The organism is Vreelandella salicampi, from assembly GCF_013415105.1.
In the GTDB taxonomy this organism is placed as follows: Bacteria; Pseudomonadota; Gammaproteobacteria; order Pseudomonadales; family Halomonadaceae; genus Vreelandella; species Vreelandella salicampi.
Genome location: NZ_JACCDF010000001.1, coordinates 85,823 through 108,398, shown reverse-complemented (window position 1 = coordinate 108,398; position 22,576 = coordinate 85,823). Strand labels below are relative to the sequence as shown.

The 22,576-nt window shown below is 56.1% G+C and carries 22 protein-coding genes; 10 read left to right on the top strand and 12 right to left on the bottom strand.

Annotated elements, in window-relative coordinates; translation table 11 throughout:
- Window positions 1-108 precede the first annotated feature (108 nt).
- Complete coding sequence (locus HZS81_RS00545; protein WP_179928608.1) at window positions 109-1,179, top strand: NAD(P)H-dependent glycerol-3-phosphate dehydrogenase; 1,071 nt, start codon at window positions 109-111, stop codon at window positions 1,177-1,179.
- Window positions 1,169-1,651: a phosphohistidine phosphatase SixA gene (sixA, locus tag HZS81_RS00540; RefSeq protein ID WP_179928607.1), complete on the top strand. Its 483-nt coding sequence runs from the start codon at window positions 1,169-1,171 to the stop codon at window positions 1,649-1,651. The genes HZS81_RS00545 and sixA overlap by 11 nt, the downstream gene beginning before the upstream one ends.
- Before the next feature lie 76 nt (window positions 1,652-1,727).
- Here the strand turns inward: sixA and gatB are convergent, their stop codons facing one another.
- The 3 genes from gatB to gatC form a co-directional block, all read right to left on the bottom strand.
- The gene (gene gatB, locus HZS81_RS00535; RefSeq protein WP_179928606.1) at window positions 1,728-3,182 is read right to left on the bottom strand and encodes an Asp-tRNA(Asn)/Glu-tRNA(Gln) amidotransferase subunit GatB; all 1,455 of its coding nucleotides are present in this window, start codon (window positions 3,180-3,182) and stop codon (window positions 1,728-1,730) included.
- Window positions 3,182-4,642, bottom strand: coding sequence for an Asp-tRNA(Asn)/Glu-tRNA(Gln) amidotransferase subunit GatA (gatA, locus tag HZS81_RS00530; RefSeq protein ID WP_179928605.1), 1,461 nt, complete (start codon window positions 4,640-4,642; stop codon window positions 3,182-3,184). Before gatA ends, gatB begins: the two co-directional genes overlap by 1 nt.
- 74 nt (window positions 4,643-4,716) lie before the next feature.
- Window positions 4,717-5,004, bottom strand: coding sequence for an Asp-tRNA(Asn)/Glu-tRNA(Gln) amidotransferase subunit GatC (gene gatC, locus HZS81_RS00525; RefSeq protein ID WP_179928604.1), 288 nt, complete (start codon window positions 5,002-5,004; stop codon window positions 4,717-4,719).
- A gap of 191 nt (window positions 5,005-5,195) precedes the next feature.
- On the opposite strand from gatC, the gene HZS81_RS00520 reads away from it, so the two are divergent.
- The 7 genes from HZS81_RS00520 to tldD all read left to right on the top strand — a co-directional run bounded on the left by HZS81_RS00520 (window position 5,196) and on the right by tldD (window position 14,981).
- A complete protein-coding gene (locus HZS81_RS00520) occupies window positions 5,196-6,233 on the top strand; it encodes a rod shape-determining protein (protein WP_179928603.1) in 1,038 nt (345 codons plus the stop codon).
- A gap of 24 nt (window positions 6,234-6,257) precedes the next feature.
- Window positions 6,258-7,214: a rod shape-determining protein MreC gene (mreC, locus tag HZS81_RS00515; RefSeq protein ID WP_179928602.1), complete on the top strand. Its 957-nt coding sequence runs from the start codon at window positions 6,258-6,260 to the stop codon at window positions 7,212-7,214.
- Window positions 7,214-7,702, top strand: a complete 489-nt coding sequence (mreD, locus tag HZS81_RS00510) for a rod shape-determining protein MreD (RefSeq protein ID WP_179928601.1) — start codon at window positions 7,214-7,216, stop codon at window positions 7,700-7,702. The genes mreC and mreD overlap by 1 nt, the downstream gene beginning before the upstream one ends.
- Window positions 7,703-7,787: 85 nt before the next feature.
- Window positions 7,788-8,381, top strand: coding sequence for a Maf family protein (locus HZS81_RS00505; protein ID WP_277814957.1), 594 nt, complete (start codon window positions 7,788-7,790; stop codon window positions 8,379-8,381).
- Window positions 8,382-8,414: 33 nt separating this feature from the next.
- Window positions 8,415-9,878 carry a ribonuclease G gene (gene rng / locus HZS81_RS00500; RefSeq protein WP_179928600.1) on the top strand — a complete coding sequence of 488 codons (1,464 nt, stop codon included), beginning with the start codon at window positions 8,415-8,417 and terminating at the stop codon, window positions 9,876-9,878.
- A 4-nt stretch (window positions 9,879-9,882) separates the two neighbouring features.
- Window positions 9,883-13,533 (top strand): YhdP family phospholipid transporter, encoded by a 3,651-nt coding sequence (locus tag HZS81_RS00495; protein WP_179928599.1) that lies wholly within the window; start codon window positions 9,883-9,885, stop codon window positions 13,531-13,533.
- Entirely contained in the window at window positions 13,530-14,981 is a 1,452-nt protein-coding gene (tldD, locus tag HZS81_RS00490; protein WP_179928598.1) for a metalloprotease TldD, read from the top strand. The genes HZS81_RS00495 and tldD overlap by 4 nt, the downstream gene beginning before the upstream one ends.
- A gap of 15 nt (window positions 14,982-14,996) precedes the next feature.
- Here tldD and yjgA read toward each other — a convergent pair whose 3' ends face one another.
- Window positions 14,997-15,518, bottom strand: coding sequence for a ribosome biogenesis factor YjgA (yjgA, locus tag HZS81_RS00485; protein ID WP_179928597.1), 522 nt, complete (start codon window positions 15,516-15,518; stop codon window positions 14,997-14,999).
- A 106-nt stretch (window positions 15,519-15,624) separates the two neighbouring features.
- On the opposite strand from yjgA, the gene pmbA reads away from it, so the two are divergent.
- The gene (pmbA, locus tag HZS81_RS00480; protein ID WP_179928596.1) at window positions 15,625-16,965 is read left to right on the top strand and encodes a metalloprotease PmbA; all 1,341 of its coding nucleotides are present in this window, start codon (window positions 15,625-15,627) and stop codon (window positions 16,963-16,965) included.
- Window positions 16,966-16,977: 12 nt separating this feature from the next.
- Here pmbA and HZS81_RS00475 read toward each other — a convergent pair whose 3' ends face one another.
- The 8 genes from HZS81_RS00475 to lptC form a co-directional block, all read right to left on the bottom strand.
- Window positions 16,978-17,247: an HPr family phosphocarrier protein gene (locus HZS81_RS00475; protein WP_179928595.1), complete on the bottom strand. Its 270-nt coding sequence runs from the start codon at window positions 17,245-17,247 to the stop codon at window positions 16,978-16,980.
- 95 nt (window positions 17,248-17,342) lie between these two features.
- Entirely contained in the window at window positions 17,343-18,236 is an 894-nt protein-coding gene (gene rapZ / locus HZS81_RS00470; RefSeq protein ID WP_179928594.1) for an RNase adapter RapZ, read from the bottom strand.
- Window positions 18,237-18,289: 53 nt separating this feature from the next.
- The gene (locus HZS81_RS00465; RefSeq protein WP_179928593.1) at window positions 18,290-18,757 is read right to left on the bottom strand and encodes a PTS sugar transporter subunit IIA; all 468 of its coding nucleotides are present in this window, start codon (window positions 18,755-18,757) and stop codon (window positions 18,290-18,292) included.
- A 4-nt stretch (window positions 18,758-18,761) separates the two neighbouring features.
- On the bottom strand, window positions 18,762-19,070 hold the full coding sequence (gene hpf / locus HZS81_RS00460) for a ribosome hibernation-promoting factor, HPF/YfiA family (protein ID WP_179928592.1): 309 nt from the start codon (window positions 19,068-19,070) through the stop codon (window positions 18,762-18,764).
- Window positions 19,071-19,157: 87 nt separating this feature from the next.
- Window positions 19,158-20,573: an RNA polymerase factor sigma-54 gene (locus HZS81_RS00455; RefSeq protein WP_179928591.1), complete on the bottom strand. Its 1,416-nt coding sequence runs from the start codon at window positions 20,571-20,573 to the stop codon at window positions 19,158-19,160.
- Window positions 20,574-20,694: 121 nt separating this feature from the next.
- Complete coding sequence (gene lptB / locus HZS81_RS00450; protein ID WP_179928590.1) at window positions 20,695-21,465, bottom strand: LPS export ABC transporter ATP-binding protein; 771 nt, start codon at window positions 21,463-21,465, stop codon at window positions 20,695-20,697.
- 13 nt (window positions 21,466-21,478) lie between these two features.
- Window positions 21,479-21,991: a lipopolysaccharide transport periplasmic protein LptA gene (gene lptA, locus HZS81_RS00445; protein ID WP_179928589.1), complete on the bottom strand. Its 513-nt coding sequence runs from the start codon at window positions 21,989-21,991 to the stop codon at window positions 21,479-21,481.
- The gene (gene lptC, locus HZS81_RS00440) at window positions 21,988-22,557 is read right to left on the bottom strand and encodes an LPS export ABC transporter periplasmic protein LptC (protein ID WP_422141197.1); all 570 of its coding nucleotides are present in this window, start codon (window positions 22,555-22,557) and stop codon (window positions 21,988-21,990) included. The genes lptA and lptC overlap by 4 nt, the downstream gene beginning before the upstream one ends.
- Window positions 22,558-22,576 lie beyond the last annotated feature (19 nt).

The following is a 22,576-nucleotide window of genomic DNA, read 5'->3' as shown; positions in this document are numbered from 1 at the left end:
TTCCAATCCGGCCCGTCAGGTTGTCCTGGCGGGCCGTTTGTTTTGGTACAGTAGCCGTCAATGAAATAGCAACACACACCAATACACGGCTTGAGTCAGGGCATTTTTATGGCAGAACAACAGATAAAAGTGGCGGTGCTGGGTGGCGGCAGCTTTGGGACGGCGCTAGCAAGTATTGCGGCAGATAACGGCGCAAAAGTGCGCCAGTGGATGCGTGATGAGGTGCTGGTCGAACAGATCAACCACGAGCACCGTAACGGTCGCTACCTGCCGAACTATGCCATTAACCCGGTGGTACAGGCCTCCACCGACATGGCTGAGGTGCTGCAAGAGGCGGAGTTAGTACTCATTGCCATCCCTTCTAAAGCGTTTCGCAGCGTAGTTCAGGCAGCTAAGCCATGGCTCACTTCAGAGCAGATACTGGTGAGTACCACCAAGGGCATTGAGCAGGATAGCTTTATGCTGATGAGCGATGTACTGGCGCAAGAGACCGGTTTCACACATATTGGCGTGATTGCCGGGCCTAACCTAGCCTCGGAAATAGCCGATAAGCAGCTTACTGCGACGGTGGTGGCAAGTGCCGATGCGCTCACCCGTACCCGCGTGCAGCAGGCCCTGGGCTGTCGCTATTTTCGCGTGTATGCCAGTGACGACCGCCACGGCGTCGAGCTTGGCGGTGCGCTGAAAAATATTTACGCCATCGCGGCCGGTATGGCCGCCGCGTTAGGCATGGGCGAAAACACCCGCAGCATGCTGATGACCCGTGCTTTGGCGGAAATGAGCCGCTTCGCCGTTGCCCATGGCGCCAACCCGATGACGTTTCTTGGCCTGGCGGGGGTGGGTGATTTGATCGTTACCTGCTCATCGAATCTTTCCCGTAATTACCGCGTCGGCTTCGCCATGGGCGAAGGGCGCACGCTGGAAGAGGCCGTCGATGCCCTTGGCCAAGTCGCTGAAGGCGTGAACACGGTGAAGCTGGTGTGCGCCAAGGCCGCTGACATTGGCGTTTATATGCCACTGGCCGAAGGACTTTACCACGTGCTCTTTGACGGTGTGCCGGCAAAAGACATGGCGCGCATGCTGATGATGGGAGAGCAAAGCAGCGACGTGGAGTTTGTGCTGCCACGCGAAGCCGTACAGCAAGCCCACCGCGAAACCGGAGGCTGGCATGGCCAATAGCTTGTTCATTATGCGCCACGGTGAGGCAAGCCCAGGCTCGCCCGATAGCGCACGGCGCCTAACCCCACAAGGCGAGCAGGAAGCTATTACCATGGCGAGCTGGCTTGCCAGTCGCCAAAGCCGTGGCCAGCTAGGGGCGCTAAAGGTGGTCGCGAGCCCCTTTACGCGCGCCCAGCAAACCGCCAACACCGTGGCCAAAGCGCTTGGCGCTAGTGTGGAAACTTACCCTAGCATTACCCCGGAGGATTCACCCCAGGCCGTGTGCGATTGGCTGGTAGAGCAAGAAGGTGACATCTTGCTCGTTAGCCATATGCCGCTCGTGGCGGCACTTGCCGGGCTTTTGGTAGAAGGCCGCATGGACCGCGGTATCGGCTTTCCCACTGCTGCCATCGCGGAGTTGGAAGCCGATGTCTGGGCCGCTGGGTGTGCGCGGTTGACCCGCTTTACTGAACCCCGGCAGGTGGTGGGGTGAGGGTTAAACGGATGTGGAAGGAGAAGGCAACCCCCCGCTCATGAAACGCAGCGGGGGGAGGTAACGCTAAAGCGCATTAGAGCTTAGCGTCGAGTTTCTCTTTCAGTAGCTTATTGACCTGCTGCGGGTTGGCGGTGCCGCGGGAGGCTTTCATCACTTGGCCAACGAAGTAGCCGATCATCTTGCCGCGTTTTTCGGGCTCGGCGTCGCAGTATTGCGCGACCTGCGCGGGGCTATCAGCAATGACCTCATCGATCATCGCTTCAATGGCGCCGGTGTCGGTCACCTGTTTTAAGCCTTTGGCCTCGATCACTTCATCCGCGCTTTTGCCCTGGTTGTTCCACAGTGCTTGGAACACTTCCTTGGCGGCCTTGCCGTTGATGGTTTCGTCCATGACGCGGCTAATGAGCTCGCCGAGCTGGCGGGCATTGATTGGGCTCTGTTCGATGCTGAGGTTTTCACGGTTTAGGGCGCCGGAGAACTCGCCCTGTACCCAGTTGGCTGCCTGCTTGGCATCGCCACAGACATCTTTGACTTCTTCAAAGAACTCGGCCATTGAGCGGCTAGCGGATAGCACGTTGGCGTCGTACGCGGAAAGGCCCAGTTCGGACTGGAAGCGCTCGCGCTTATCGGCGGGCAGCTCCGGCAGTGCCTCACGCAGATGGTCGACGTAGGCTTGGTCGAGCACCACCGGGAGTAAATCCGGGCAGGGGAAGTAGCGGTAGTCGTTAGCTTCTTCTTTGGTGCGCATGCTGCGGGTTTCATCGCGCTCAGGGTCGAAAAGTCGCGTTTCTTGGACGACGTTGCTGCCGTCTTCGATCAGCTCGATCTGACGCTCGACTTCAAAGGCAATCGCACGCTCGACAAAGCGGAAAGAGTTGACGTTTTTGATCTCGGCGCGGGTACCGTACTCCGCCTGGCCAACGGGGCGCACCGAAACGTTGACGTCACAGCGCATGGAGCCTTCGGCCATATTGCCGTCGGAAATGCCTAGATAGGTCACTATTGAGTGGATGGCTTTGAGGTAAGCCGCGGCCTCCTTGGCTGAGCGCATATCCGGCTCGGAAACGATCTCTAAAAGCGGTGTGCCGGCGCGGTTTAAATCGATGCCGGTCATGCCGTGATAGTCTTCGTGCAGTGATTTACCCGCATCCTCTTCTAAATGCGCGTGGTGAATGCGCACGTGTTTGACGGTGTCGTCATCCAAGGTGATTTCTACTTCGCCCGGCCCGACAATCGGGTGATACATCTGGCTGGTCTGGTAGCCTTTGGGCAGGTCGGGGTAGAAATAGTTTTTACGGTCGAATACCGATACCTCTGGGATTTCGGCATGCACCGCTAGGCCAAACTGCACGGCCATGGCCACCGCTTGCTCGTTCAAAACGGGCAGTACGCCGGGCATACCCAGGTCAACGGCGCAGGCTTGGCTGTTGGGCTCGGCGCCAAAGGCGGTGGAGGCGCCGGAGAAAATTTTCGATTTGGTGGCAAGCTGAACGTGGACTTCCAGCCCGATCACGGTTTCCCATTGCATTAAGCGGTCTCCTCAGCGAAAGCGGGGCGTTTTTGGTGCCAATCGGTGGCTTGCTGGAACTGGTGCGCCACGTTTAAAAGCTGCGCCTCGGCGAAGTGGGTGCCGAGAATCTGAAGGCCTACCGGGCGGTTGCCGACAAAGCCAGCGGGGACGCTGATACCGGGGATACCCGCAAGGTTCACCGCGATGGTGTAAATATCCTGCAGGTACATCGAGACCGGGTCCTTCTTGGCGCCGAGCTCAAAGGCAGTTGTTGGCGAGGCGGGGCCCATGAGCACGTCCACGTCTTTAAAGGCGTTAAGGAAATCCTGACGAATCAAGCGGCGCACCTGCTGCGCTTTCTTGTAGTAGGCATCAAAAAAGCCCTCGGAAAGCGTGTGGGTGCCGATCAAAATGCGGCGCTTGACCTCGTTGCCAAAGCCTTCGTCACGCGAACGCTTGTACAGATCAATCAAGTCTTCCGGGTTTTCGCAGCGGTGGCCAAAGCGTACACCGTCATAGCGCGAAAGATTCGAGGAAGCCTCTGCGGGGGCAATAACGTAGTAGGCCGGAATCGCGTAGTGGGTATGCGGCAGGCTCACTTCGCGTACGCTCGCGCCTAGTGATTCGTATACTTTGACCGCTTCGCGGACGGCTTTTTCTACGTCAGGGTCAAGACCATCGCCGAAATATTCGACGGGCAGACCGATTTTGAGGCCTGAAAGCGGCGCATTGAGCGCTTCCGCGTAATCTGGGACCACACGCGCCACACTGGTGGAGTCGCGCGCATCATGGCCGGCAATCACATTGAGCAGGTGGGCACAATCTTCGGCGGTGCGTGCCATGGGGCCGGCCTGGTCAAGGCTAGAGGCATAGGCGATAATACCGTAGCGCGAGACACGCCCATACGTTGGTTTTAGCCCCGTAATGCCGCAAAAAGAGGCCGGTTGGCGGATTGAGCCGCCGGTGTCGGTACCGAATGCGGCAGGCGTTAAGCCCGCAGCAACGGCAGCGGCACTGCCACCCGAGCTACCACCGGGAACTGCGCTGAGATCCCAGGGGTTTTTCACCGGACCATAGTGGCTATTTTCGTTGGAAGAGCCCATCGCGAACTCGTCCATGTTGGTTTTACCCAACGTAATACCGCCAGCTTCGTTGAGCTTCTCCACCACGGTGGCGTTATAAGGGGCGACGAAGTTATCCAGCATTTTGGAGCCGCAGCTGGTTTTTATTCCTTGAGTGCAGAAAATATCTTTCAGGGCTAGGGGAATCCCGTTTAGTAAGTTGGTTTTCCCTCTGGCGCGCGCCTGGTCGGCCGCATCGGCTTGGGTCAACGCTTGCTCGGTGGTCACGCTGATAAAGCTATTGAGCGTTGCGTCAGCCTTTTCAATGCGCTGAAGATAATGAGCCGTTAACTCTCGGCTAGAGAGCTCGCTTTTTTGTAGCGCGGCGGCGAGTTGCGTTAGCGTTTTGTCATGCATGACCCGGAAGCTCCGTTCGGGTGATGATTGAAAAGTCAAAAGACGAAATGTGGGCAGGTTTGTTTAGCCACTTTTTATTCGACGACACGAGGCACTAAGTAGAGGCCGTCTTCAACCACCGGGGCGCAGCGTTGGAACGTGTCGCGCTGATTGGTTTCAGTGACTTCATCGGCGCGTAAACGCTGCGTGGCGTCAAGCGGGTGTGCAAGAGGCGCAACACCGTCGGTATCGATACGCTGAAGCTGATCGACCATGTCCAATATTTGGCTTAAGTCATCGACAAAGCGGCTGGCTTGGTCATCGCTAATGGCAAGCCGGGCTAAATGGGCGGCTCTACGCACATGGGTCTCTTCAAGCGCCATGATCGAAAATCCTCTAAAATGAAAAGTGCGCGGGCATCAGCCTGCGCGGTGAACGTAAATAGTCTCAAAAGGTACCATATATTGGCTTGTGCGGGCAGTGTTAAGCGCGACTCGTGCTTGCTGCCAAGGGGTTGCGGTGATACCGTTTGCACCCGCACAGGGTTCCCGGTCTGCACTAGGTAACAACATCCATGTTCAAACGTTTGAGGGGGCTGTTTTCCAGCGATCTGTCGATCGATCTGGGTACGGCCAACACGCTAATTTATGTCCGCGGTCGCGGTATCGTTCTCGACGAGCCGTCGGTAGTGGCTATTCGCCAGTCAGGCAATATGCGTAGTGTTGCCTCTGTTGGGGCCGATGCTAAGCGAATGCTTGGCCGCACGCCTGGCAATATTACTGCGATTCGTCCGATGAAAGATGGCGTCATTGCCGATTTCACCGTCACCGAGCAGATGCTTCAGCACTTTATCCGAAAAGTGCACCAGAGCACCTTCTTAACACCTAGCCCGCGCGTGTTGGTGTGTGTTCCTTGCATGTCAACGCAAGTGGAGCGCCGAGCGATTCGCGAATCGGCGGAAGGCGCCGGGGCTCGCGAGGTCTTCTTGATTGAAGAACCGATGGCTGCCGCCATTGGCGCTGGCCTACCGGTGGAAGAAGCGCAGGGCTCGATGGTGGTCGATATCGGTGGTGGTACTAGCGAAATTGCGATTATCTCGCTCAATGGGGTGGTCTACTCCGAATCCATTCGCGTGGGAGGGGATCGCTTCGATGAGGCGATTACCGCCTACGTTCGCCGCCATTATGGCAGCCTAATCGGTGAGGCGACTGCCGAGCGCATCAAAGAAGAGATTGGCTGCGCCTACCCCGGTGGTGAGCTGCGCGAGATTGATGTGCGCGGGCGTAACCTAGCCGAGGGTATTCCCCGTAGCTTTACGCTCAACTCCCACGAGATTTTGGACGCTCTTCAAGACACATTGGGCGCCATTGTGGCCGCCATTAAAAGTGCGCTGGAGCAGTCTCCGCCGGAGTTAGCGTCAGATATTGCCGAGCGTGGACTCGTGCTAACCGGCGGTGGGGCGCTTCTTCGCGATCTGGATAAGTTGATTTCAGAAGAGACAGGCTTACCCGTGATTGTGGCAGAAGACCCGCTGACGTGCGTAGCGCGCGGGGGCGGGAAAGCGCTGGAAATGATTGATCAGCACACCTTTGAGTTGCTGTCGAGCGACTAACGTCAGCGGTTAATTTGCGGGGTATTGCCTATTAAACCGCTGTTTTCGCACGGTCCGTTGCCAGGGTATCGCCTGTTTTTCTGCGCGGTGGCGGCAAGCATGTTAATGTTTGCCGACCAGCGCTTTACTCGCATGGAAGAGGTGCGTGCGAATCTCTCGATGGTGGTGGCGCCGATCCAGTGGGTGGTAAGTTGGCCCAGTGACTTACTGAGTTGGGGGACCGTCGCGCTCTCTGACCAGCAAGCATTGGTTGACGAAAACCAGCGTCTGCGTGAGCAAATCCTGATGCTCTCGCACCGTGGTCAACGCATCTCCAGTTTAAGGGCGGAAAACGCCGAGTTGCGCGAGCTGCTCAATGCTGCTGCTCGGCGCGACATATCGTTTATTAGCGCCGAGTTACTCTCGCTCGATAACGACCCGTTTAGTCACCAAATGGTGGTGGATCGCGGTCATCGCAACGGTGCCTATGTGGGCCAGCCGGTGATCGACGCGTTCGGCCTTGTCGGGCAAATTACCGCAGTTTCGGCCTATTCTAGTCGTGTGCTCCTGGTGGCGGATGCAAGCCATTCCTTGCCCGTACAAATTAACCGCAACGGCTTACGTTTTATCGCCCAAGGTGCTGGGAATTATCAAACCCTCAACGTGTTACATGTGCCCGATACTGCGGATATTCGCAAAGGCGACTTGTTGATGACGTCAGGTCTCGCCGGGCGTTTCCCGCCAGGATACCCAGTGGCGCAGGTCACTGAGGTTGTGCACGATCCGGGTGAGCCTTTTGCCCGTGTGAGTGCAGAACCACTGGCGCGGTTGCAGCGTTCACGCCACTTTTTGTTGCTTTTCCCTCCTCCGCGAGAAGAAGTCGATGAGAGCGTGTGGGGCGAAAGTTTCGCTCTTTCTTCTAGCGCCTTGCGCAGTGCTGAGCAGCTAACGGCAACCCTGCGCGCCTCTTCGTCGTTTATGCAAGTAACGGAGGCTCCCTGATGGCCCGTGCACCTATTGTGCCGCTATTAGTGGTGTGGCTAACACTTTTGCTTGCCTTGTGCCTGCAGGCAATGCCTCTGGCAGAAGGTTGGCAGGTTTATCGACCTGATTGGTTGGGGTTGATGCTGATCTATTGGTGCATGCGTGTACCTGATCGCGTCGGCGTCCTGCACGGTTTTGTCCTCGGCATACTCCTCGACCTGCTTGAAGGCGTTCCTCTGGGGCAAAACGCGTTGACGCTCTCCTTATTGGCGTTTTTATGTGCCTTAGTGTACCCGCGCTTTCGCGCTTATTCGTTGGTGCAGCAGGCAGTGATCGTGTTGGTGCTACTCGGGATTGTGCAATTATTGGAACAATGGGTGCGCACCTTTTTGGGCAATTTTTCCATTCACTTGGCGTTCTTAATTCCCTCGTTGATCAGCGCGGTGCTATGGCCGTGGCTGGCTACGATGTTTTACGCGCTGGAAAAGCGCTTAGCGGGTTTATAGTGCGTGTATCACTCAGTTGCGCCGCATCTAGCGCTCAACCACACAAACGAATGTCTGTGATAAATCCTTATAAAGACAGTGTGCTATGAAAAAAGCATTGCCACAGTTGTGCTTGGCATCAGCCTCACCGCGTCGGCGGGACTTGCTTGCATCGATTGGAGTAAGCGTAGAGGTTTACCCTTGTGATATTGACGAAACGCCTCACGCGGCCGAATCAGCGCGAGACTACGTTGTGCGCTTGGCACGTGAAAAAGCCCTTACGGTGGCGCCGTTAATATCGTTGCCAACGTTAGGCTCTGATACTGCCGTGGTATTAGACGGTAAGATTTTGGGCAAGCCTACCGATCAGCACCATGCGGCCAGCATGCTCAAGGCGTTATCCGGTCGGACGCATCAAGTACTTACGGGGGTAGCCGTGAGTGGGCCGCATGGCGTTTTGACCCGCTGTGTTGAAACTCGCGTCACCTTGCGCACACTAAGTAATGTAGAAATTTCGGCATATTGGCATACCGGCGAGCCGTTAGATAAAGCCGGGGGTTATGCGATTCAGGGGCTTGCTGCGGTATTTGTTGCCTCCCTACAAGGAAGCTACTCCGCCGTTGTTGGGTTGCCTTTGTATGAAACCGCAGCGCTTTTGCGTCAGCAAGGCGTCGCGCTGTGGGACGGAAAACTCACATAAAGCATCCTCGTACAAATCGATAAGGAAATAGGCATGAGTGGTGAGGTTCTCATCAATTTAACGCCGATGGAAACCCGCGTGGCGCTGGTCGAAAACGGTGTGCTACAGGAAGCGTTGATCGAGCGTTCTCGACGCCGTGGAATCGTAGGCAATATCTACAAAGGCAAGGTGGTGCGCGTTTTGCCTGGCATGCAGGCTGCCTTTGTCGATATTGGCTTGGAGCGCGCTGCGTTTATTCATGCCCATGAAGTCATGCCGTCGGGTACGCCAAGCGAGGACCAGCAGACCATAGGTCAATTGCTGCACGAAGGGCAGGCGCTGGTAGTACAAGTCACCAAAGACCCCATTGGCACCAAAGGTGCCCGGCTGACTACGCATTTGTCGGTACCTTCGCGCTATTTGGTTTATATGCCAGACTCGCCGCATCACGGCGTTTCCCAGCGTATAGAAGATGAAAGCGAGCGTGATCGCCTCCGAGCGCTTTTAGAGCAAGGCGTGACGCAGCAGACGCTCGACGTCACGGGTGGCTTCATTGTACGCACAGCGGCAGAAGGCGTGGGTGACGAAGAGCTTGCCAGCGACATGTATTTTCTGTTGCGCCTCTGGCGCAAAGTCGGCGAGCGTAAAATTACCGCGACTCCGCCAACCGTCATTTACGACGACTTACCGCTATTTATGCGGACACTGCGCGATGTGATGCGTGATGATATCGAAAAGGTGCGTATCGACTCGCGGGAAAACTTCGCCAAGCTCGTCGAGTTTGCCGAGGAGTTTATGCCAAACGCTGTCGAGCGGATTGAGTACTACCCTGGTGAACGGCCGATTTTTGACCTCTACAGCGTAGAAGATGAGATTCAAAAAGCGCTTGGACGCAAAGTGCAGTTGAAATCCGGTGGTTACTTGGTGATTGACCCCACTGAAGCGATGACCACGATTGACGTCAACACTGGTGGCTATGTGGGGCATCGCAACCTAGAAGAGACGATATTTAAAACCAACCTTGAAGCTGCTACGGCCATTGCGCGCCAGCTGCGGTTGCGCAATTTGGGCGGCATTATCATTATCGATTTCATCGATATGGAAGATGCTGAACACCAGCGCCAAGTATTGCGGGTACTGGAAAAAGCGCTGGAGCGCGATCACGCTAAAACCAAATGCACCGGCGTCACTGAACTTGGCTTAGTGCAATTAACCCGCAAGCGTACGCGTGAAAGTTTGGAACAAACGCTGTGTGAAGCGTGCCCCACCTGTTCCGGCCGCGGTACGTTAAAAACGCCGGAAACCGTGTGCTATGAAATTTTCCGTGAAATTCTGCGTGAAGAGCGCGCCTATAGCGCCGAGACGTACATGGTGCTCGCGTCTCAGCCGGTAGTGGACCGGTTGCTTGATGAAGAATCGGCGGCGGTGGCTGATTTGGAGACCTTTATTAACAAAACCATTCGCTTTCAAGTCGAACAGCACTATTCACAAGAACAGTATGACATCGTACTGATGTGACCTCATGACCCTTTCGATGCTGCGTAAATGGTTGCTGTTAGTGCTGGCGCTCGGCTTAGGGGCGCTGGCCGTCATACTACTGCTTTTGCGCCTGCTGATGAGTCAAGCCGACTATCTGACGCCGCGTGTTGAAGCGCTGTTAGAAGCCCGAATAGGTGCGCCGGTCAGTATTGATGGGCTTTCTTTGTCTCTTGCCCGTAACGATCCGCAGTTGCGCCTTACGGGCGTCACGGCCGCCACGGAAGAAGGTGAGCCGCTTTTTACCCTAGAACGGCTGGATCTGCAGCTGGACAGCTGGACCTCCTTTTCAACCCGTACGCCGGTCTTCAGCCATGCTTACGTGCAAGGTTTTGTGGTGCACCTGTATCAAGGTAGTGGTATGCAGTGGCGGTGGCCTGAACCGGCGACACTTCCGATCGCATCTGAGCCAACGGTTGACCTAAATACGCTGGATACCTGGGTGGGCCTTTTGCTGCGTCAGCGATTACAGGTGCAAGAAACCCGCATCGTTCTGCACGGTCGCGAGGAGAGTGTCACCCTCAAGGCGCCTTCGCTTGTGCTGACTGGCGATGAGCGACGTACGCAATTAGAAGGAGAAGTGACCATTGCCTCCGGCGCTGTGGAGGAGGCGTCAGATGCGCTGCCCGCAGCGTATATGCGCGCTGAAGTGCAGCCGGGCAACCAAGGGATGCGGAATTTCTCTGCTGCGTTGCAACTCGATATGCAGCTAGATCACTTGGCGACACTGATGGAAATCATACAGCCGGTGGAAGCACCGCAATTTGCCGAGATCGATGGCGATGTGAGCTTGTGGGGGCGTTGGGGTGAGGGCGTGCTACAGGAGGTACGCCTCGACGCGGATATCCCTGAACTAACGCTGCGCCAATCACATCAGTTAGCGCTGCTGCGCAATATCAGCGCACAAGGAATCTGGCAGCGTCATGGCGATGGTGGACAAGCGTGGCTTAGCGGGGATGCCGAAAACGTCGAGTGGTCGCGCCCGGAGCAAGTGGGGGATCGACCAGCGCTACCACGCCATTGGTACCTCTCTCATCAGCCGGGGGAGTGGGAACTGCGAACCAGTGGGTTTGAGCTAGCTTCATTAGCTGCCTGGCATCGCTATATCACGCTACCCGAATCACTCACTCGCGTGTTAAGAACGCTAAACCCGCGCGGTAACGTCACAGGCTTTAGTTTAGGGCAAAGGGCGGGTGAGTGGCGAGTGGATGCTGCCGTGCGTGATCTTAAAGCGTCGCCTTGGGGAAGAGCTCCCGGGGGCGGGCCGTTTGACGCTTGGGTTCGGGCGCGCGATCAGCGCGGGCGCGTGCTCTTTTCTAGCGCGGGAGAGAGCTCGCTCAATTTCCCCGAGTTGTTTGAGGAGCCGTTGCCGCTAGATCATGCCCAGGGGGAGGTACAGTGGGTATACGACGGCCCGACCGCGCTGGTAAGCGGTAAGCAGCTAGAAATTGAGTGGAACGGCGCCTCGCTGACAGGCGGCTTTGGGCTGGTTAACGCCAAAGGGGGGGGGCGTTTTGGGTTGGATTTGGCATTTAGCGATGTCGATGCGCTAAACCGCCCGTTGAAATCGTGGTTGCCGATGGCGCTATTGGCGCCTGATCTGACCGAATGGCTGAGCCGCGACATTCACGGCTACGTGGATCATGGCAGCCTGACCGTTGGCGTCCCCTATGGTTCGCAAATAGAAGATACGTCCACTACCACTGCGCTGGATCTTGCCATCGAGCAAGGTGCCATCCCCATTGCACCCGGCTGGCCCATGTTGACGGATGTCATAGGGCAGCTGCACTGGGACTCAAGCGAGGGTCTTAGTGCTACGGTAGAGCATGCCTATAGTGAAGGAATGGTGGCGAAAAATACCCAAATTACCTTGCTCGACGAGGCGCTCCGTGTTGATGGCGATGTAGAAGCGACGGGCGCGTCGCTGCTGCGTTTTTTGCAAGCCTCACCGCTGATTTCCTCGACCGTGTTGGAGCAAATCGAGGCGAGTGGCACTATTGATGCCGCGCTGGCACTCTCTTTGCCGCTGAAAAATCCAGAAGCGCTTAGCGTGGATGTTGAAGCAACCCCCCATCTCAATACGTTGCGTTATAAACCTTTAGCGTTGTCGGTTAACGATATCACCGGGGATCTTAGGTGGCGCCAGCAAGGGGCGAGCAGTGATTTACTAGGTAGCGCCACAGGGCGGCTATTCGGAAACCAGCTCAGTGCAACATTCCAGCCGAATAAAAACATCGCCTTCGAGGGTGAAGTGGCCGTTCGCGAATTGTTAGCGGTTGCCGGGACTAACAGTAGCGCATTGCCGTTATCCGGGCAGGCGCCTTGGCAGGGCCAGCTTGATTGGGGAGGCGTGCCGCATTTACACATCGAAAGTGATTGGCACGGCGTGAGCATCGATTTGCCTCCTCCGTTACGTAAAACGGCGGACGAGCGCTGGCCATGGTCGCTCAGCGCGGATCTTTCCCGCGCGCGAATCGAGAGCTATTTGGGGGAGTTCGCTTACTTGCGTGCTCAGTTGCTAGGGGGAAATATTGCGGGTGCACTGCATCTTGGCGATGCGGCCAGCGTCGCGCCGCGATGGCCGGAACAGACGGGATGGCGCATTGACATTTTAACCGACGCGCTCAACGGGCAGCTGCGCTATGATGCCGGTGAGCGCGGTCCTGTCGATATCACGGTCAGCCAGCTCAACTTGGATAAGCTGTTAGCACTTGTTAACCAGCCCAGTCGAATCTCGTCTACGTCGGTTGCTGATGAGCCGAGCGATTGGTTACAAGAAGTGAAAACCCAAGTGCCAGCGCCGGCTTCGCTGCCTGCCTGGCTGGCTGAGCTTCCTGGTGGACGGCTGCGTATCGGGGATATTACCCTCGGCCCCGAGCGTTTTGGCCCGTTGACGGCCTATTGGCAAAGCGATGATAACGGCCTTTCTCTTTCACCGGTGGGGCTCACCCTCGGGCAGATTTCCGCGCGTGGAGAGTTATTTTGGGCCGGCAACTCAGTGACGAGTGACACCCGAGCTGATATTACCCTACAAGGAGCGGATATTGGCACAGCGTTTGAGCGGTTGAATCAACCTGTCGCGCTACGCAGCCAGCGCACTGATATCTCCGCTAATCTCACATGGCCGGGCGCTCCGTGGCAATTTTCTCTTAGCCGCGCTGGCGGCGACATTACCCTTGATCTGCGCGATGGTCGTTTTGTGACCCTCAATTCGACACCGGCACGCCTCGTCGGGCTTTTGAATTTTGACAATATCCTGCGTCGGCTGCGCTTGGATTTTTCCGATGTCACCGGCGAGGGAACCGCCTTCGACTACGTTCAAGGGCAAGCCGATGTGGCCGGAGGCGAGCTCTTGCTTCGCGGACCATTGGAGATAGAGGCGCCTGCGGCTTCCATTCGCCTGAGCGGTAGCGTGGATTTGCTCCAGCGTGAACTTGATCAACACCTTGACGTCTCACTGCCCATCAGCCAAAGCTTACCTTTTGCCGCCATTGCGGCCGGCGCGCCGGTGGTTGGTGGCGCGCTGTTTATTGCACACTCGCTGTTCGGTGATACGCTAAGCCGAGCGACAACGATTCACTATCGTGTGACCGGCCCCTGGGCCGCACCGATTGTTACTTTAGAAGGCTCTCGATGACACAACACACCTCTAATCTTGATCAGGCGGTGGCAACGCTTTTGACGCCTGGCGGCTTAGATCTCAATGGCTTAGAGACCGGCCTTAGCCACGCAATGAGCGCGGGTATTGATTACGCTGACCTCTATTTTCAACGCTCCTGGCAAGAGGGCTGGGTGCTGGAAGATGGTCAAGTCAAAGAAGCCAGCTACAACATAGACGGGGGCGTTGGTGTGCGCGCATTGGCCGGTGAGAAAACCGGGTTTGCCTACTCCAACCAGATCACCGCAGATGCCCTAATGGATACGGGTAAAACGGCGGCGAGTATCGTGCGCAGCGGCAAAAAACTGCCTGGGCAAGCGGTAACGCCGGTGAGTGCGGCAGCGTGTTATGCCAGCGTTGACCCTATTGCTGGACTCTCGGCTGACGAAAAAGTCGCCATGCTGAAGCAGGCGGACCGTGTGGCAAGGGCTTCAGACCCCAGTGTAAGCCAGGTGAGCGCGTCGCTGTCGGGTACCTATGAAGTGGTTCTCGTGCGTGCGAGTGACGGTACGCTTGCGGCGGATATTCGCCCACTGGTGCGCTTTAACGTTAGCGTGATCGCGGTGAAAAACGGCCGTCGCGAGCGCGGCAGCGCCGGCGGCGGTGGGCGCTACTCGATGGCGAAACTGCGAGATGCAGGTGTCGCGGAGCGTTATGCCAAAGAAGCTGTGCGTCAGGCGCTGGTGAACTTGGAAGCTGTTGACGCCCCCGCTGGGCAAATGCCAGTAGTCCTGGCGTCCGGTTGGCCAGGTATTTTGCTGCACGAAGCCGTCGGCCACGGGCTTGAAGGTGATTTTAATCGCAAGGGTAGCTCCGCCTTTGCTGGCAAAATGGGTCAGCGTGTCGCTGCCAAAGGCATCACGGTGGTCGATGATGCCACCATCGCCGATAGTCGTGGCGCCTTGAGCATTGATGATGAAGGCACACCGGGGCAGAACACGCCGCTGATTGAAGATGGCATCTTAACCGGCTACATGCAGGATAAGCTCAACGCACGCTTGATGGGCATGGCGCCGACCGGTAACGCGCGACGTGAGTCGTTTGCCCATTTGCCCATGCCACGCATGACCAACACGGTAATGCTGGCTGGCCAAGATAACCCCGACGATATTATTAAGAGCGTGAAACGGGGAATTTACGCTGTTAGCTTTGGCGGTGGGCAGGTCGACATCACCTCGGGTAAGTTTGTGTTTTCCGCCAGCGAAGCCTATCTGATTGAAGATGGCCGTATTACCGCGCCGGTGAAAGGCGCCACATTGATTGGTAATGGCCCGGATGTAATGGGGCGTGTGTCGATGGTTGGTCATGACATGGCGCTCGACCCCGGTATTGGGGTGTGCGGAAAAGAAGGGCAGGGCGTGCCGGTAGGCGTAGGTCAGCCGACGTTAAAAATCGACGAGCTGACCGTCGGTGGTACGCAGTCGTAAAATCTTGTGCCCTGGCTACAGTGCGGCGCTATCGCGCAGATGTTTAAACAGCTTGCGTGCGCTGGCAGGTGTTTTGCCTTGCTCACGTTCGCGTTGTGCGTTGCGTACCAGTTGGCGCAGGGTTTGGCGGTCGGCATCGGGGTAGTCGGCCATAAAGCGTTCGATACCGTCATCGCCTTCATCGATAAGTCGATCGCGCCACTTTTCCAAGCGGTGGAATGCGTGGTCACGTTGTTCGCGCTCTTGCTCGATGGCATCAAACACGGCATGTATGGCGGGCAAATCCTCTTTGCGCATGAGCTTGCCAACGTATTGCATGTGACGACGACGGCCTTCGTGCGAGCGAATTCGCGCGGTCTCGTCAATGGCGCGTAGTAGGTCATCCGATAGTGGGAAGCGGGCACGCTCGGCAGGCGACATGGCAATCAGGGTTTCGCCTAGCTGCTGCAGTTCGTGCATCTCACGTTTGAGCTGCGATTTACTCGGGCGGATGTCCTGTTCATCCATTTCGATGGGGGTCGGGCGTTTTTTCGGCATGGTGGCTCACAGCAAACAGTTAAATGAAAGGCGGCATTATAGCAGGCCGCCAGAGAATGACAGGGGTATCGCCTAAGAGTGCGGTATCCGTAAAGGAGAGTGAAGTATGGCACAGGCATTCGATGCAAATGCTCAGCAAAGCGTGCTGGCAGCGCGCGCGCAAGAGGCGCTCGCACTGGCAAAGCATTTAGGTGCTGATGCGGCAGAAGTGGGTGCAAGCGTCGATCAAGGTGTCGGCGTGAGCGTGCGTCTCGGGGAGGTTGAAACCGTCGAGCTTTCGCGCGATCAAGGTATTGCGGTAACGGTCTACGTTGGACAGCATAAAGGTAGTGCGTCTTCCACCGATGCGGGAAGCGACTCAATTCGTGCCACCGTTGAAAAGGCCATGGCGATCGCACGCTATACCGGCGAAGACCCGGCAGCGGGGCTGGCCGATGCTGAGCTGATGGCGCGCGACGTACCGGATTTAGACGTTCATCACCCTTGGGCATTAAGCACCGAGGAAGCAACTGAGTTGGCGTTAAGCTGTGAGCGCGCCGGGCGTGAGGTTTCAGGTATTACCCACTCGGACGGCGCGTCGCTATCCACGGGTGAAGGCGTGCGTGTGTATGCCAATAGCCATGGCTTTTGGGGCACGCAAAAAGGCAGCCGACACTCACTTTCCTGCATGTTGATTGCCGAAGATGACAATGGCATGCAGCGCGACTACGACTATACGTCGGTCCGTAATCCTAGCGAGCTTCGTGACCCGGCAGATGTGGGGCGCGAAGCCGCACGGCGCACACTGCGCCGTCTTGGAGCCAAACGACCGGCTACCGGGACCTTTCCGGTGCTTTTTGATCCCTCAATGGCAAGCGGGTTGGTGGGCCATTTAATGGGCGCTCTTGCGGGGGGAGCCCTTTACCGTCAGGCTTCCTTTTTATGTGACCGTCTAGGGACGCCGCTGTTTCCCGAATGGTTCAGCCTGGAAGAGCGGCCTATGGAAATGGGGGCGATGGCGAGTTCGCCGTTCGACGGCGAAGGGGTGAAAACGCGCGACAATCGCTTTATCGAACAGGGCAAGCTAGCCAGCTACATGCTCTCTTCCTATAGCGCTCGCCGCTTAGGTATGCAGACCACGGGGAATGCCGGTGGTGCGCGTAACTTACGCCTTAGGGCGCCGTTAAGCTCGTTCGAGACGCTATTACAGGAGATGGGCCGTGGCATTTGGGTAACCGAGCTAATGGGGCAAGGGGTTAACAGCGTGACCGGGGATTATTCGCGCGGCGCAGCGGGTTTCTGGGTGGAAAATGGTGAGGTGCAATATCCCATTGAGGAGTTCACGATTGCGGGAAACCTGGAGCAAATGTTTGCCGATCTGCGTGCGGTAGGAAACGATACCGATACACGGGGCAGTATCCATACCGGTAGCTGGTTGATTGATAATATGACGGTCGCGGGAAGCTAAGCGAGGCCTGTGCTACTGATCTTCATCAAACCGGGCGTCGAATAGCGCTTCAATGGCATCCAGTGCTTGTTCGGCGTCGTCGCCCTCGGCTGTCACGGTGAGCTCGGTACCACAAGGCGCTGCGAGCATGAGCAGTGCCATAATGTTGGCGGCATCGGCTTCTTTCGTGTCTTTATAAACTTTAATGTGAGCACTAAATTGCTGACCGCAGTTAACCAATTTGGTGGCGGCGCGTGCGTGTAAACCACGTCTATTATTAAGTGTTAGCGTTTTCTTTGGCACCCTGGTTCCTTCTTCCAAGCGGTGTCGTTTTTGATACGAGGCCTGCGTGACGTCGCGGGCGTGGGTGACTCACATCCCTGTTTAATGTTGCTTCTTCATTGTTGAGCAACGCCGCTTTCATTGAGGATGTATTGCAGGCCAAGCTCGCGGTGGCGCAGGTGTGCTTCACCGGTTGTGGTGATGATGCGCTGGGCAAGCTGCTCGACCAAGTAGACCGAACGGTGCTGCCCACCCGTGCAGCCGATGGCAACCGTCATATAGCTGCGTTGGCTGCTTTGGTAAGCCGGTAACCAACGGACTATCCAATCGTGAATATCTTGGCACATTGTCTCTACGATAGGATAAGCGCTTAAAAAGGCTTGAATATCATCGTCGCGCCCGTTTGACTGGCGCAGGGCAGGATCCCAATAGGGATTGGGCAGGCAGCGCACATCAAAAACGAGATCCGCATCGAGTGGAACGCCGCGTTTATAACCAAACGATTCGAACGTAATGGTAAGTTGGTCACGCTGATGATGAGCCACTTGGTCGGTGATTCGACGGCGTAAATCGTGAGCCGAGAGGCGCGATGTATCAATGGTAAGGTCCGCTAAGTCGCGTACCTCGCTTAGCGCCTCTTCCTCTTTTATGATCGCTTCTTCAAGCGTTAGGTCACTATTTCGCGTTAGCGGATGGCGTCGGCGGGTGGCGGAGTAGCGCTCAAGCAAGATTCTGGCATCGGTGGTCAGAAAAACCACTTGAAAGTGAATGTCCCGCTGCTCTAACTCGCTAAGTAAACGCGGGAGCTGCTCCAGCGCACCAGGTAAGTTACGAGCATCAATGCTGACGGCTACACGGGCTTGCTCACCCTGATCGCGGACTTCATCCACTAGCGAACCGAGCAAAACGGCCGGTAGATTATCTATCGCGTAGTAGCCAAGATCTTCCAGTGCCTGAAGGGCAATCGACTTGCCTGAGCCGGAGCGACCACTGATGATGACCAGTTGCATAGGGTGTCCCTTTGTGGGGGGCAGCAAGAACTTTTAGCTGATATGTTGGGCGCTTACACTGAATGAGCGCGTATTTTCTCGCTAATCAAGTCGAGAAGCTCGCGCTGGCTTCCTGCTTTGCGAAGTTGAGCGCGGGTGTCGACGTCGTTCATGATCGTGGCGACTTGACCGAGTAGCGCAAGGTGCGTGTCATCCGCTTCTTCAGGTACAAGCAGAATGAACACAAGGTCTACCGGGTCGCCATCAATGGCATCAAAATCAACCGCTTCGGTCAACTTCAGAAAGCTCGCAATAGGCGACGTGCAGTGAGGGCTGCGTGCGTGTGGGATCGCTACCCCGTTACCAATACCCGTGCTGCCAAGCCGCTCACGGCTTATCAGGCGGCTGAACACTTCTTGGCTATCAAGGCTGGGTGTGTTTTGGGCGATGAAGGTGCTGAAAAACTCCAGCACCCTTTTTTTGCTGCCCCCCGGAACATCGTAAAGTACGCGTTCCGGGGGAAGGATCGTTTCCAATGTCATTGAATTACCGTGCGCCAGCGCCCTGGGCGCGTGCCTGGGCTTTTTCTTTATGCTTGACGAGTTGACGGTCAATTTTATCCGCTAAAGCATCGATAGCAGCATACATGTCGATATCGGTTGCTTCAGCGTGCAAATCTGCACCGGCTGCATGAAGCGTACATGCCGCTTGTTGGCGCTCTTTCTCTACCGACAACGTTACCTGAACGGTCGTAATATTGTCGTAGTGGCGCTCAACGCGAGCCAACTTTTCGTTGACATAGTCACGCAAGGCGTCAGTCAGTTCTACATGATGACCGGTGATATTGACTTGCATTGACGTACTCCTTAATTCGTCGGACTGTCTCTCGATTGTAACCCTTTTTTCTACTAAGCAAAGCCCTTTACGGCAGATTCCGTTTAACTAGCGTAAACGGCGTCGCTCGCTAGATGAAGGAATGCCCATGGCTTCACGGTATTTCGCGACGGTGCGGCGTGCCACGTTAATGTCTTCGTTACCCAGCAGCGTGACCAGGCGGCTATCCGACAGGGGCTTTTTAGCCGGTTCATCCTGTATGAGCTTTTTGATTCGCGCACGTATTGCCGTGCTGGAATGACCGTCGCCATCTTGGCCGTTGACTTGGCTAGAAAAGAAGTACTTTAGTTCAAAAACACCGCGGGGTGTATGCACGTATTTCTGCGTGGTAACGCGTGAGATGGTGGATTCGTGCATCTCAACGGTTTCTGCGATATCGGCCAATATCAACGGTTTCATGGCTTCTTCGCCATGCTCAAGAAAGCCAATTTGGCGTGCGATGATCTCGCGCCCAACGCGCAATAAGGTGTCATTGCGGCTTGTCAGGCTTTTAATGAGCCAGCGAGCCTCTTGTAGGTGTTCTTTAAGAAATTGGTTGTCTTGGCTTTTGTCGGCACGCTTAATCAAACTGGCGTAGTCGGGCTGGACGCGTAGCCGCGGCATGGCATCGGGGTTGAGGGTTAAATGCCAGCCTTGTTCATCATGGTGTACCACAAGGTCGGGTATCACATAACCGCTTTCGGCGTTGCCAAACGTACTCCCCGGACGCGGGTCGAGGCTTCTAATCAGCTGTATCACGTCGTCGAGTTGTTCGTCATCAAGCCCTAAGCGACGTTTTAACAGGCGACGATCATCACGGCCGAGCGCTTCTAAGAATTGCCGCACTAGCCTTCGTGCAGGGATTAAAAGCGGGGTATCGTCGGGTAAGGTGGCAAGCTGAAGCATCAAACATTCGCGTAAGTCGCGGGCAAACACGCCAGTAGGCTCAAACTGCTGGAGGCGGAGGAGCACGCTTTCGATATCACGCTGGTTAAGGCCGTCCAGCTGCTGGTGTCGCAATCCATCGCGCAGCTCGTTAAGAGGCTGCAGTAGATAGCCGTTATCGTCTACAGCATCGATCAACGTTTCCGCGATGAGCTGCTCGCGTGGGCTAAAATCCGTCATTGCCAACTGCCAGATCAAGTGGCTTTGCAGGCTTTGGCTGGGCGTATCGCGCTCAAAATCGTGGGCGTTGCTGCCCACACTTGATGCGCTGCCGACGTCTTGGTAAGTATCCGACCAATCGCTATCCACGGAGAGTTCGCTGGGGATGTTTTCCTCCCAGTCAGCCTCCTTCTGCTCAGTGGTGGCTTGCTCGCTAAACTCCTCCTCTTGCTCGAGCATCGGGTTGGCATCAAGTGCTTGCTGAATTTCCTGGCGAAGTTCCAGCGTCGATAGCTGCAACAGAGCGATGGCCTGTTGCAGTTGGGGGGTCATCGTTAACTGGGTACCGACACGCAGTTGAAGGGACGCTTTCATGACCATTCGCAGGTAACCACTACACTAGAGAAAGCCTTTACCCTAAAGCCAGTTTGATTGGTGTGCAATTAGCAATAAGCATGCCATCGGCAAAAAACGTGCCACGATTGGTATATCGGTTAGTGTATTAGAGGCGGAAGTCCTCACCAAGGTAGACTTCGCGTACTTCTTGGTTATCTAAAATCGTGTGGGGAGAGCCGCTAGCAATAATGTGGCCGTCACTAACGATATAGGCGGTATCGCAAATATCCAGCGTTTCGCGCACGTTGTGATCCGTGATTAACACACCAATGTTGCGTGCTTTCAGGGTGCGAATAATCGACTTGATATCGCCCACCGAAATGGGATCAACCCCGGCGAAGGGTTCATCAAGTAAGATGAAAGCGGGTTCCGTGGCTAGCGAGCGGGCTATTTCAACCCGGCGGCGCTCCCCACCGGAGAGGCTCATCCCTACGTTATCGCGGATATGGTCGATATGAAAATCGTCTAGCAAGTGCTCAAGGCGCTCTTCGCGCGCCGCATGATTGAGGTCTTTGCGGGTCTCTAAAATCGCCATAATGTTATCGGCGACGGAGAGCTTGCGAAAAATTGAGGCTTCTTGGGGGAGGTAGCCAATTCCGGCAATCGCACGTTCGTGCATGGGTGCGCGAGAGAGGTCCAGATTATCAATGCTGACCTTACCTGCATCGGCTTTAACCAGCCCGACGATCATGTAAAACGAGGTGGTTTTGCCCGCACCGTTAGGACCGAGTAGCCCAACAATACTGCCCTGTGCGATATCGAGATTGATATCCTTGACCACACGGCGGCGTTTGTAGCTTTTGGCTAGATGGCGTGCGCTAAGCGTTTTGCCCGGCGTTGGTGTTTGGCTCGTAGCGGTAATATCGTCGAAAGACACCCGGTCGCTTCTCCTATTTAGACGGCTTTTCTGGCTGGAGCGTCATGCGAATACGCTGGTTTTCGCTACCTTCAACGTCAGAGCGGGCCTGGACGACTTCGCGGTCGATAAAGTACTCCAGTCGACCACCGGTAAAGCGATCACCTGCTTGGGTCAATTCGGCGCGGTTGATGAGTTCGACGCGGCGCTCAGCAAGATGATAAATAATCTGCCGTGCCTGGCCTTCCATCAGCTCTTCTTGCCCATCGGGGCGGTGGCGCATGTAGGCGCGATCACCGATGGCGGTGGCACGCGAGAGCTCGCCTGCCTCGTTACGCTCAATTTCGACTTGGTCGCCACGTAGGCGCATTTCCCCTTGGCGGATTTCGACATTGCCGCGATAAACGGCGGTGCCAGCGCGTTGATCAATGTCTAACTGATCGGCTTCAACGTGAACAGGATCGCTAGGAGCAGCGTAAACAGTGCTGGCTGACAACACTAGCGCCAGGGAAAATAGTGACCCATAGAAAAAAGCGTTGGCTTTCATGGGGTGTTGTCCTCGTTGTCGACTTCTATGGGATGGTAGCCGCGCACGTTTCCGGTTAAGCGCAAGGCATCTTCATTGAGCCATACATCCATGCGCTGGGCTTGCATGTGTTGCGGCGGTTGCTGTAAACGCACGGGCAACTCGCTGTAAGCATGCGCTGCATTGCTATCGTAGTGTAACCGTTCGGTGCCAAGCTTCCAGCCTTCCTCTGGGGCACGGATTTGTGCGTTGCCAGAGAGCGTAAGATGTTCTTGCCGATCAATGGTGCCGTGTTCAGCACTGACATGCCAGCGACGTTGCTGGCTATCAAAAAGCGTCGCGTCAGGGGCGGATAGTTGCGTGATAGCAAGTTCGGGCGTGTGCGTTAATTGTGGCGTCCTGAGGACTTGATGACGTTCACCGCTGTCATCAAAAAGCGTCAGTGTGGCGTTTTTCACCACGTGACTAGGCTCTTGTGCCCGCGCTTTGGGGTCTCTGGTAACTGAGTCAGCGTCATACACATCCAGCCAAGCCAATAGGGCTCCAAGGCCCACCACAAGCGCCAGTAGCAGAAAACGTTTTTGCAAGCGCCGCATCCGCATGGGC

What these genes read in the sequence shown, in the direction of transcription:
- HZS81_RS00545 (WP_179928608.1), top strand. Translation starts at nt 109, where the DNA reads ATGGCAGAACAACAGATAAAAGTGGCGGTGCTGGGTGGCGGCAGCTTT.
- sixA (WP_179928607.1), top strand. Translation starts at nt 1,169, where the DNA reads ATGGCCAATAGCTTGTTCATTATGCGCCACGGTGAGGCAAGCCCAGGC.
- gatB (WP_179928606.1), bottom strand. Translation starts at nt 3,182, where the DNA reads ATGCAATGGGAAACCGTGATCGGGCTGGAAGTCCACGTTCAGCTTGCC.
- gatA (WP_179928605.1), bottom strand. Translation starts at nt 4,642, where the DNA reads ATGCATGACAAAACGCTAACGCAACTCGCCGCCGCGCTACAAAAAAGC.
- gatC (WP_179928604.1), bottom strand. Translation starts at nt 5,004, where the DNA reads ATGGCGCTTGAAGAGACCCATGTGCGTAGAGCCGCCCATTTAGCCCGG.
- HZS81_RS00520 (WP_179928603.1), top strand. Translation starts at nt 5,196, where the DNA reads ATGTTCAAACGTTTGAGGGGGCTGTTTTCCAGCGATCTGTCGATCGAT.
- mreD (WP_179928601.1), top strand. Translation starts at nt 7,214, where the DNA reads ATGGCCCGTGCACCTATTGTGCCGCTATTAGTGGTGTGGCTAACACTT.
- HZS81_RS00505 (WP_277814957.1), top strand. Translation starts at nt 7,788, where the DNA reads ATGAAAAAAGCATTGCCACAGTTGTGCTTGGCATCAGCCTCACCGCGT.
- rng (WP_179928600.1), top strand. Translation starts at nt 8,415, where the DNA reads ATGAGTGGTGAGGTTCTCATCAATTTAACGCCGATGGAAACCCGCGTG.
- HZS81_RS00495 (WP_179928599.1), top strand. Translation starts at nt 9,883, where the DNA reads ATGACCCTTTCGATGCTGCGTAAATGGTTGCTGTTAGTGCTGGCGCTC.
- tldD (WP_179928598.1), top strand. Translation starts at nt 13,530, where the DNA reads ATGACACAACACACCTCTAATCTTGATCAGGCGGTGGCAACGCTTTTG.
- yjgA (WP_179928597.1), bottom strand. Translation starts at nt 15,518, where the DNA reads ATGCCGAAAAAACGCCCGACCCCCATCGAAATGGATGAACAGGACATC.
- pmbA (WP_179928596.1), top strand. Translation starts at nt 15,625, where the DNA reads ATGGCACAGGCATTCGATGCAAATGCTCAGCAAAGCGTGCTGGCAGCG.
- rapZ (WP_179928594.1), bottom strand. Translation starts at nt 18,236, where the DNA reads ATGCAACTGGTCATCATCAGTGGTCGCTCCGGCTCAGGCAAGTCGATT.
- HZS81_RS00465 (WP_179928593.1), bottom strand. Translation starts at nt 18,757, where the DNA reads ATGACATTGGAAACGATCCTTCCCCCGGAACGCGTACTTTACGATGTT.
- hpf (WP_179928592.1), bottom strand. Translation starts at nt 19,070, where the DNA reads ATGCAAGTCAATATCACCGGTCATCATGTAGAACTGACTGACGCCTTG.
- HZS81_RS00455 (WP_179928591.1), bottom strand. Translation starts at nt 20,573, where the DNA reads ATGGTCATGAAAGCGTCCCTTCAACTGCGTGTCGGTACCCAGTTAACG.
- lptA (WP_179928589.1), bottom strand. Translation starts at nt 21,991, where the DNA reads ATGAAAGCCAACGCTTTTTTCTATGGGTCACTATTTTCCCTGGCGCTA.